This window comes from Flavobacterium cauense R2A-7 (genome assembly GCF_000498475.1).
GTDB lineage: Bacteria > Bacteroidota > Bacteroidia > Flavobacteriales > Flavobacteriaceae > Flavobacterium > Flavobacterium cauense.
Window position 1 is genome coordinate 1 of the sequence record NZ_AVBI01000029.1, and the last position, 5,731, is coordinate 5,731.

A 5,731-nucleotide genomic window follows, 5' to 3' on the forward strand; every position below is an offset into this window, starting at 1 on the left:
ATTGCTGCCAACGTCCCGCCGGCTTTGTGCTGGTGGGGATTTTTGTCCCCAAACCATTCCGTTAAGACTGAAGTCAAATATATAAAAAAACCTTTAAATTTTGCCTAAAACCCCACTTGCACAAAACCGCTGTTGTATGCAGCCCTTTAGTTATCAATTTCTTTGTAGATTATTTCAATAGTTTTAAATCCAATTTCTTTTCCCTCGTCTTTTCCCCAAATGTATTTTGTTCGATTCCCAAATTTATCAAATTCGAAACTGTGCCAACCCAAAGATTTACCATTTTTGTCTTTTCTGATATAATAAATCTCGTTTCTATTTTCGTCGAAAATTCTTTCCTCTGTTTTGATTGTGGAACCATTTAGGATATACTTCCAAGTTTCTTTTTGATTTTCGTAGAAATATAAGTGTTTTTCTTTTTCATTTCCTTTTTCATCTGTTACCAGTCTTTCTAAAAGCCTGTTTAAATTGTCAAATTTCTTATGATGAATTTCGTAAAGATCTTCTTGATTATAGTACCTTTTTTCTACATGGTCAAATAAATTTTCTACTGTTTTGTGAATAATAGCACCGTTTTTATCTTTAGATAGCCAGATTTTTAAATTGCTTTCGGGTTGCTCAATTTCTTCATACCAATTGTAAATAGAACTATCAATTGTTCTTTCAATTGTCTTGACTATATTGTTACTTGAATTATATGTATATTCAAAGCTTCCTTGAAATTCATTTTCTTTTGAAAAATTTATTGTTTTAATACAATTACCTTTTTCGTTATACTCAAAAGTTGTGTAATATTTAAGATTTTGAGAATTGTCTTTGAAGTTTTGTCTGATAAGCTTGTCATAACTATTGTAAACAAATTCTTCAATGGAAATTATTTTCCCTTTCTTATCTTTTAATATTTCAGTTCTTAACTTCACACGTCTCGTTTTTTCGGGTTGCATACAACGTTTCGTGGCTTTAAGAAGTTGGGGAATAAATATGCCCGAACTTTCGATTAATCACTTACCACAAAAGTACAAAACAATCTTTAAAGTCAAGACCAAAACCCCAATTTCTTAAAACCGCTGTTGGCAGAAGATTTAAATTTTCCGTTCCAATTTTCACGCTTATATTTGTTTTCAATTTTTGTTAAGATTCTATTTTATTGGAGTGGTTGTTTATTTTACTTTAGTAGTTGCTTCATTTACATTTGCATAAGTCTTATTCGATTGAGCCAATGCCTTTTTCGATTTGGACAAAGGTTATTGTATTTCCTAATATTTGTCGTTAATAAATTAAACGAGGCTGCCCTTTTGGGACAGCCACGTTTTTTATGTAAATTTGTATCGATTATTTAGTACTGGTCACTATAAAAGTTTATTCTATAACTTCTCCTGTAATGTGTAAAAAGTGAAAAGGAGGTGCTGTATTTAAAAGTACGGCAACTTCTTGATCAAATTTTCCTTTTTTAGCTGGTTTAAATAAAACATTAACGTGTAAAGTGTCTTTTTCTTTGACAATTGAATCTTTTATTTGTAAAACTGCACATTCGCAATTAGACATTGTATTTTCAATTTTAAGTTCATTGTTTCCTATATTTACAATTTTGAACTGAACAATAGTACTGTCTCCTAAGGAAATCTTACCAATATTTATATTTTTTTCTACTATTTGAGATTTAGAATTTCCAAATCTTAAAATATATTTTAGTTCCTTCCACTTAAAATAGAATAAAAGTGAAAGAATTAGAATAAATAATAAACCAATTATTTTAAATGTTTTTTTCATAAACCTAAAAATTATGCACAATCACCATTACAAGTATAGCTCCAGCCTGTACCACAATTATCAGAATCCCTTAAACAGTATGCTGTTCCATTACAATTTCCGCTAAAACACCAATCGCTAGATGTACTGCAACCACAAGTTGAAATAGGTGGTGGTCCTTTTTGCCCAGGTAATTTTGAATATGTTGAAAGACTGGCAACTAAATAATATAATTCTTTTTTTGAAAATATTTTTAATCCTTTTGAAATAACTTTTTTATTGAAAGAATCTTTTGATTTTGTTTTATTACTAAAATAGATTGCTGTAAAAGATTTCTGAATTTCATTAATAAAATTGATTTGTTCTTCATTGTAACTATTCAATAATTTCATTGAATTTAAGTGTTTGGTCCAAATAATAGCTTTTTCTTCTGGATTTAATAATGAGTAAGCTAATTTTTGTTCATTTTCACTTTTCAATTCTAAAATTTGATTAGTTTTGGCATCAGAATTAATTGATTCAAGATTGTCATTATCACATGATAATAAGGTAAATAGTACTCCCAGAAATAAAATTTTTCTCATAATAAAAAATATAATTTAGTTAAATTAATCACACAAACTTATAATAAAAAACTTATAATAACAAATTATACTAAAGCCAAATTTAACAATAAAAGTGCAGATTGCATTTATTGATTTATTTGTTTAATCATTTCTACGGTTAATAACTTTTCACATTTTCTTGAATGAAATCTGTTGTATCTTCAAGTGATTTGTCTGTTTAGTACGGTTTTCAAAATTTTCTGCCAACGTCCCGCCGGCTTTCTGTCAGTGGCGGTTTTTTTTTACTGACGTTTACAAATATACCGAAAAGTCTGAAAGAAAAAAGCTGAATGAAAAGAAGAAATACACTCACTAACCATTCCAAAAAATCCCCAAACCCGCCATTGCAGAAAACCGCTGTTAGCAGTAGGCTTTTATTCAGTTAATATCTTCTGTTTTTCCTCACGATAAAGTAGTAAAACCAATCCTAGAGCAAAAAGTAAACAACTTAGCACCATAAACATTCCATTTTTCAATACAAAAAACGAAAAACCGACAGCTGGAGCGCCAATAATAACCATTAATGAACTTATAGGATTGGTTTTGATAAAATTTGATGCATGCACTGCTAATCCTACAAAGAGTAATGATGGGCCAATAATAATAAACGGCAACAAAATAGATGGAGTATTGCTTATATGTTCACTTAATTGTGCTTTAGCAATATCATCATCTCCAAAACTCCACATTATAAAATCAATAGTACAAAGACCTATGTGGGCAATAGCACCTAAAATTGTCAATAAAGAAGCTAATGTATTAAGATTGTTTTTTGGAAATACTTTGTTGAATGAAATGAGTAAAACTGCACCAATTAAGTTAAACCAGTGTGCAAAATCTATAGGTTTTTGAAAATAAGATAATTTTGAACCTTGAGAAAACATAATATAACTCACAACAAAAAAGAACAATCCGATTAGGCAAATGATTTTTGGTTTCATATTTTTTTGATTGAAAATGATTGTTTTTTAATTTATTGTAATTCTAAAGTTTTCGTTTTTTAAGCTTACTGCTAACGTCCCGGCGCTTGGCGAGGTTTGGGATTAAGGATGCCTAAATTTTCGGTTAAAAACGGAACTTTGCAAGTACAAAACCAACTTCAAATTAAGCCTAAAACCCAAATCTTGCCAAACGCCTGTTATGTGAAGGAATTTTTAGTATCTTTGTATTCAAATAATTCACATTTTATGTATTTCAGCAAGCCTTGGTAATTAAAAATTAAAGTAAATGATTAAATCGTCTTTTTTGAGATGATTACTTTTTAGTACGTTAATTTTTAATTTAAAATAAGGTAATAATGAAAAATATAAAACCTTTAACTTTTCCGTTTAATTCGGAAAATAATACATCTATAAAGCAAAGTCTTTTTCAATTTCGAGAATATTTTGATTCTTCTACAATTGTTGGTTTAGGCGAAAACTCACATTTTATAAAAGAGTTTTTTAAATTCAGACATCAAGTTATTGAGTTTTTAGTAACTGAATGTGATTTTGACACCTTGGCATTTGAGTTTGGTTTTTCTGAAGGATTAGAAGTTGATAAGTGGATAAAATCACAAATTCCATTCGACGATTTGGATAAGTTACTGTCACACTTTTATTATCCAAATGAGTTTAAAGATACTTTGCTATGGCTTCGTCGGTATAATCAAGACAATAATAATCAAATTACCTTTTTGGGTGTTGATATTCCTAAAAATGGAGGTTCTTATTTTCCAAACTTTCACATTGTGTCTGATTATTTACAAAGACTTTCAATCGTTTCTTCTGATGTCTTACAGAAGATTTTAAATCTTGCTGAAAAATTTGATTTCTATTCGACTTCTCAGCTTGCGTTAAATTTATCGCTTTTTGACGAAGCAGAACATAATGAATTAAAAGCATTGCTATTAAAAGTTTACATTCGTTTGGTCACTCTTCAACCAAAACTGGAAAGTTTAGAGTTTCAATCGATACTTCATCTAGTTAAAGGCTTGATTTATATGAATTATAATGCTGATGCTATGGAAAGCTTCATTACTGAAAAGGGAATTGAGGGAGATATGGGAGCAAAAGACCAGTATATGGCAGAAAGTATTGATTGGTTTTTGAAAAATTCACTTGGTAAAAAGATTATTTTAGTTGCCCACAATGCTCACATTCAAAAAACTCCGGTCGATTTTGACGGATTTATTAGTTGTTATCCAATGGGGCAAAGACTTTCGATGACTTTTGGAGAAAAATACAAAGCATTTGCAATAACTAATCTACGTGGAGAAACTGCCGCATTGTATCCTGATAATGATTATCAATTTGGTTTTAGGGTTGATAAATTTCCACTTGATTCTCCAGAGTCGGATTCTGTTGAATTTTTTATGCAGGAATTATCAGGAAAAGAATGCTGTTTAATAATCAATAAAAGTAAGGAATTAAAAAATTGTAGTAAGATTCGTTTTGATTCTATACATCTAAAAACTGAAATAGTAGATTCTTTTGATGGGATTTTCCTAATAGAAAAATCAACTGTTTCAGAAATAGTGGATTGAGAATAATGTAAATTTGATTTCGAAACGGTACTTTCTTTTTTGGAGGTGCCGTTTTATTCTTTCACATAACGTCCCGTGGCTTTGCGAAGTTTGGGTTTATATGTTCCCAAACCTTTCCATTAGGACTAAAGCAAATATACAAAAAGCTCGTACCATTAAACACCTAAGCCCAAATTTCGCAAAACCACTGTTAGCAGTAGGCTTTTATTCAGTTAATACTTTCTGTTTTTCCTCACGATAAAGAAGTAAAAACAGTCCCAGAGAAAAAAGTAAACAACTTAGTACCATAAGCATTCCATTTTTCAATATAAAAAATGAAAAGCCTACAGCTGGAGCTCCAATTATAACCATTAATGAACTTATCGGATTGGTTTTAATAAAATTTGATGCGTGCACAGCTAATCCTACAAAAAGTAATGATGGGCCAATAATAATAAACGGCAACAAAATAGATGGAGTATTGCTTATTTGTTCGCTTAATTGCGCTTTAGCAATATCATCATTTCCAAAACTCCACATTATAAAGTCAATAGTACAAAGACCTATGTGGGCAATAACACCCAAAGTTGTCAAAAAAGAAGCTACAATATTAAGATTGTTTTTTGGAAATACTTTATTAAATGAAATGAGAAATACTGCGCCAATTAAGTTGAACCAATGTGCGAAATCTATAGGTTTTTGAAAATAAGCTAATTTTGAACCTTGTGAAAACATAATATAACTCACAACAAAAAAGAACAATCCGATTAGGCACATGGTTTTTGGTTTCATATTTTTTTGATAGAAAATGATTGGTTTTTAATTTATTGTAATTCTAAGTTTTCGTTTTTTTAAGCTTACTGCTAACGTCCCG

Annotated in this window: 6 protein-coding genes; 1 reads left to right on the plus strand and 5 read right to left on the minus strand. The window is 29.9% G+C overall.

Annotation, left to right across the window (positions count from 1 at the left end; genetic code table 11):
• Positions 1 to 146 precede the first annotated feature (146 nt).
• From FCR2A7T_RS14465 to FCR2A7T_RS14480, 4 genes are all read right to left on the minus strand, one after another.
• On the minus strand, positions 147 to 920 hold the full coding sequence (locus FCR2A7T_RS14465) for a hypothetical protein (protein WP_131473150.1): 774 nt from the start codon (positions 918 to 920) through the stop codon (positions 147 to 149).
• A gap of 439 nt (positions 921 to 1,359) precedes the next feature.
• A complete protein-coding gene (locus FCR2A7T_RS14470; protein WP_023572052.1) occupies positions 1,360 to 1,770 on the minus strand; it encodes a DUF1573 domain-containing protein in 411 nt (136 codons plus the stop codon).
• A gap of 11 nt (positions 1,771 to 1,781) precedes the next feature.
• On the minus strand, positions 1,782 to 2,333 hold the full coding sequence (locus FCR2A7T_RS14475; RefSeq protein ID WP_023572053.1) for a bacteriocin fulvocin C-related protein: 552 nt from the start codon (positions 2,331 to 2,333) through the stop codon (positions 1,782 to 1,784).
• A 395-nt stretch (positions 2,334 to 2,728) separates the two neighbouring features.
• Positions 2,729 to 3,295: a hypothetical protein gene (locus FCR2A7T_RS14480; RefSeq protein ID WP_023572054.1), complete on the minus strand. Its 567-nt coding sequence runs from the start codon at positions 3,293 to 3,295 to the stop codon at positions 2,729 to 2,731.
• 356 nt (positions 3,296 to 3,651) lie between these two features.
• On the opposite strand from FCR2A7T_RS14480, the gene ere(D) reads away from it, so the two are divergent.
• Positions 3,652 to 4,878, plus strand: coding sequence for an EreD family erythromycin esterase (ere(D), locus tag FCR2A7T_RS14485; protein WP_023572056.1), 1,227 nt, complete (start codon positions 3,652 to 3,654; stop codon positions 4,876 to 4,878).
• 204 nt (positions 4,879 to 5,082) lie between these two features.
• On the opposite strand, the gene FCR2A7T_RS14490 is transcribed toward ere(D), so the two are convergent.
• Positions 5,083 to 5,649 carry a hypothetical protein gene (locus tag FCR2A7T_RS14490; protein WP_023572057.1) on the minus strand — a complete coding sequence of 189 codons (567 nt, stop codon included), beginning with the start codon at positions 5,647 to 5,649 and terminating at the stop codon, positions 5,083 to 5,085.
• Between the last annotated feature and the right edge of the window lie 82 nt (positions 5,650 to 5,731).

What these genes read in the sequence shown, in the direction of transcription:
- FCR2A7T_RS14480 (WP_023572054.1), bottom strand. Translation starts at nt 3,295, where the DNA reads ATGAAACCAAAAATCATTTGCCTAATCGGATTGTTCTTTTTTGTTGTG.
- FCR2A7T_RS14470 (WP_023572052.1), bottom strand. Translation starts at nt 1,770, where the DNA reads ATGAAAAAAACATTTAAAATAATTGGTTTATTATTTATTCTAATTCTT.
- FCR2A7T_RS14490 (WP_023572057.1), bottom strand. Translation starts at nt 5,649, where the DNA reads ATGAAACCAAAAACCATGTGCCTAATCGGATTGTTCTTTTTTGTTGTG.
- FCR2A7T_RS14475 (WP_023572053.1), bottom strand. Translation starts at nt 2,333, where the DNA reads ATGAGAAAAATTTTATTTCTGGGAGTACTATTTACCTTATTATCATGT.